The 4353-nt window shown below is 39.9% G+C and carries 2 protein-coding genes and 1 pseudogene; 2 read left to right on the top strand and 1 reads right to left on the bottom strand.

Going from position 1 to position 4353, the window contains the following annotated elements; genetic code table 11:
- Positions 1–589, bottom strand: a pseudogene (locus tag AC3AX0_RS08105) (hypothetical protein); the annotation flags it as partial.
- A 308-nt stretch (positions 590–897) separates the two neighbouring features.
- Here AC3AX0_RS08105 and AC3AX0_RS08100 point away from each other — a divergent pair.
- Together AC3AX0_RS08100 and AC3AX0_RS08095 are read left to right on the top strand one after the other, a co-directional pair.
- Positions 898–3513, top strand: a complete 2616-nt coding sequence (locus AC3AX0_RS08100) for a stalk domain-containing protein (protein WP_487549794.1) — start codon at positions 898–900, stop codon at positions 3511–3513.
- Positions 3514–3728: 215 nt separating this feature from the next.
- Positions 3729–4235, top strand: a complete 507-nt coding sequence (locus AC3AX0_RS08095) for an NADH-quinone oxidoreductase subunit NuoE family protein (protein WP_487549793.1) — start codon at positions 3729–3731, stop codon at positions 4233–4235.
- The last annotated feature ends 118 nt before the right edge of the window (positions 4236–4353 follow it).

Below are 4353 nucleotides of genomic sequence, written 5' to 3'. Positions count from 1 at the left end.
CATAATCCTTCATTCTATCCCTTTCAGGTATATTAAAATGTTCTTCCTTGGTCCAGTTCATTCCGCCCTCTTCATACTCTCTATATAATTCATATTGGGTTTCATAATCCTTTAAATAGCTACTGTGAAGATAAAACTTCATTACAGTAAAGGGTTCGACGGCCCTCAACATTTCATCATTGTACTCTTCTTTGAAGCTATCATATAACCTCAGTTCATCATCGGTCATGTCCAGAAAAGATATTGTTTTTTTGTCCTGAATTACCGTATCTTCATAATACTCATAATTATCCTCTAATATTTTCTTTATTATAGCAATATCATTTACATTGTCATTCAATATCTCTATTCTACTGTTCAATTTGCCAATTTCGTCATTCTTTACAGTAAAATCAGCTTCCATGGCCTCCATTATCTCCTCCATGGACATTTTTTCCTCTTCCAAAGTATCTATGATAACTTCCAATGTATCTATACTTACCTGCAACTTATTTATTCTTCCTGATTGCAGATAAAACATGTATAATAACGCTCCTACAACGACAAGCAAGATTATACTTGCAATTATACTGCCTGCTTTATTTTTCATATCAATACCTCCATATTGTCCAATATATATTTCAAACCTTCCAGTGACTAAATCCAGTCACCCAACTAATATATCACGCTTCCATTAAAATATCATTAAAGAACATGCTATTAACAATTTCACCTTCTTTTATATTATAATCTCTACAGGAAATAAATAAAGCTTAATTTATCAAAATACATTTACTAAATAAAATTTAACATTATTTTTATATTTTTATTCTTTATCCTTCGTGGTTTTCCACGTTTTTTTATGCTATGATATTAAGTATATGTCGCGTTAGCGGATAATGTTTAAAGGAGGTATTTATGTTTAAAAGAATCATGGCAACATTCCTTACGGTTTCCCTGCTGGCATTCCTGCCCCAGTCCCCTATGCATCTCGTGGCTGGTGCAACAACTACAGATATAAATCTTGTGGTTGACGGTGATGATATTACAGAACTGTCAGCACCTGTTATTGTTGACAACCGGACGTTAATTCCCGTAAGATTTGTTGCAGAAGCACTGGGAGCAGAAGTGGGCTGGGACGGAGAAACCCGCACGGTTACAGTTGACAAGGGTGAGGACCACCTGAGGCTCATTATAGACAGCAGGCTGGTTCAATACGACCAGGGAGAATCCTATCAAATAATAGATGTGGCACCACGAATCATAAATGATCGTACCTATGTGCCCCTTAGAGTTGTAAGCAACGCCTTGGGAATTGGCATTGCATGGGACGGCGATACCAGAACTGTCTCCGTGGATTCATCAAAAACATCCGCTGTGGCATCATTCTATGATCTGAATATTGTTTCCCTTGAAGAAAACGAAATAATCACTGGAAAGACAGATATATATGTTGATGTTCCTGACAAGTACAAGGATATTGATGGTGAGATTCGCCTGCTTCTCATTGACGGAGAAACGGGCACGGGATTTATGAAGGACAGAGGAGAAATTTCAGATACATCCTTCACCTTTATACCAAGTACAGGTACTCAGGAAGACAAGGTCCTTGCTGTTGTTCTTTATGATGAAGAAGGTGAATTCCTTGCAGGAGATGCCTTATCCATAGGCATTGATGTTGACCCAAAAGTTGATTTACCTGAAATTAAGGATTACAGCAAGCACCAGGACGAGATTACCCTTAATCCTGATATCAACTTTTTGTCAGAATATGTCATATACGAATTCAAACATGTAAAAACAGGAAAAATAACAAAGACCAGCGAAAGGGATCCTTACGGCAGCTATACCTTTACACCATCATTCGAAGAGGCTGGAAACTACATCATTAAAACTACAGCCTATGACACCGATGGAAACAGCTACTCAGGAGAAGACCTCTCTGTAACATTGGAAGTGGATAGAGCATTAAGCCTTTCAGGAGTATACGACGGCAAAACCATCAACAAGCCTGTGACGTTGATGGCAAAGAGAAACTACGATGTTACAGAAACACAATATATAATAAAAAATCCTGATACCGGGAAGGAAACACTATTGAAATCAAAACCTTACGGAGGGTATGAATGGTTCCCTTCTACGGAAGACGGTTTCGATGGAGAAATGGATCTCATAGTTCGCGTAAAAGACACTGGTGCAATCGCTTATGAAGATCTGACAATAACAGAAGAAGAACTCATCCATGATTTTGACAATCTGGGCGGCCTGGTACTGTCCCAGTATCCCGATGATTCCCAGGGAGAAATGACGACCTCTTCCAGAAGCAAGGAGGGCCAATCAATAAAGCTCTCCTACGATTTCACCACCATGATTCCCGACGACCAATCCATAACCTTCATGGAGTTCGGCGACTCTGGAAGAAAAATAGAAGGCAAGCCTGCAAGCTTCTCCATGTGGGTTTACGGAGATGAAAGCGATCATTGGCTGAGATGCAGGATAGTTGATTCCAATGGAGAAATATACAAGATAGACTTTGCAGAGGAAGTGGACTGGCAGGGATGGAAGAAAGTCACTGCTGAAATCCCCTACGGAGTTAGCTATCCAATATCAATGAAGAATATATATATCGCTGAAATCGAATATGATGAAAGGGACGACGGCGCAATATACCTTGACCACTTGACTGCAAACTACGCAGAAGAATCTCCCTCAAATTTTCACGACAGTGCTCCAGTTAGAGTGATTGTGGACGGAAGCCCCAACCTGCTTCTCAAGGGAGTTGGCCCAGGACAGGTATTGACTAAAAATGCAAGTCTTTCCATTGCCAGCAATGTGGACCTGGACAGGGTGGAATACTATTTGAAAAATCTGAGTACAGGATCGACAAAACTCCTGGGAGAAACCAATACAGGTTCCAAATTGACCTATTCACCGACGGAATATGATGATGGTGATATCAGCATCTTCGCCAAAGGCTACTATGACGGCAGAAGTATTCAAAGTGAGGCCGTCAACCTCGAGGTATTTCTTGGAGAAACCTACAGTTCAGAACCTATAACAGAGAAATCCGAGTTTAAAGAATTCGCCTCTGAAATGGCTGTAGAATCCTATAAGAAAACAGGAATGTCCGCCGCACTTCAAACAGCCCAGGCAATCCTTGAAACAGGATGGGGTCAGTACATACCGGTTGACAAGTACAAGGGTACTTTCTCAAACAACCTATTCGGAATCAAGGGATCGGGTTCAAATGGATCAGTCATCGTTAATACCTGGGAAGTATACAACGGTGTTTCCTTCAGGGTGGACGACTACTTCAGGGCATATGATTCCCCCTATGAAAGCTGGGTTGACCACAAGAAACTTCTCCTTGAATTGGAAAGATACGCAGGATTCAGAGATATCATGTATGACTATACACTGGGAGCCTTTGCCATAAGACGTGCAGGATATGCAACAGATCCTGACTATCCAATCAAGCTCATTTACATAATCAACCACTACGACCTCATTGACCTTGACAGGATTTCAATATAATATATTTTCAAATAAACAATGAAGCCAGCCCTTTGGGGCTGGCTTTTCATCGTTCAGGAACATTCATTATGTAAACACCCTTTCCCTAAAATGAATTTGATTGAAACATCACAGTAAGGTATAATTAAATAAGACAATTTTTTCACACACCAAGTTGATACAGCATAGTTTCTTTTTTTATATTTGAAATACAATATTTTTCGGAGGTAAAACTTATGACGGTTAAATTATCTGAAGACAAAATGTACGAAACTCTGGCACAGGTTATCAGCGACTACGAAGCAAATGAAAACAACCTCATACAGATTCTTCACATGGCACAGGTTATTTTCGGATTCATTCCCATGGAGGTAGAAAAGTACATTTCCCGGGAAATGGACATACCCTATTCAAGGGTGTCTGGCGTAGTTTCCTTCTATTCTTTCTTTTCCACACAACCCAAAGGTGAATATATGATAAGTGTCTGTCTAGGCACAGCCTGCTATGTCAGAGGCGGCAAAAAGGTCCTTGAGAAAATCAAGGAAATGACAGGTATAGACGTTGGAGAGACCAGTGATGATGGACTTTTTTCACTTCAGGTAATGCGATGCATAGGAGCCTGCGGCCTGGCCCCTGCCATCCTGATAAACGACAAGGTGTACAAACAGCTTAATCCAACAAAGGTTGAAAAAATACTCAATACCTATATGAAAGGAGATGCTGTCAATGTCGAAAACAATTAAAAGTGCAGAAGAATTGAAAAAGATATCCATAGCTTTTAATGACAACTTAAAGAAATATACCCATACCATAAACCTGTGTTATGGTGCAGGTTGCCTTTCATCTGACAGTAAATCCATA

The organism is Dethiosulfatibacter sp. (genome assembly GCF_983023055.1).
The sequence above is the reverse complement of the archived record's forward strand: the minus strand, read 5'-3'. Positions and strand labels throughout refer to the sequence as shown.

Bases quoted from the DNA above. Each gene is read 5' to 3' on its own strand.
- AC3AX0_RS08100 (WP_487549794.1), top strand. From the start codon at position 898: ATGTTTAAAAGAATCATGGCAACATTCCTTACGGTTTCCCTGCTGGCA.
- AC3AX0_RS08095 (WP_487549793.1), top strand. From the start codon at position 3,729: ATGACGGTTAAATTATCTGAAGACAAAATGTACGAAACTCTGGCACAG.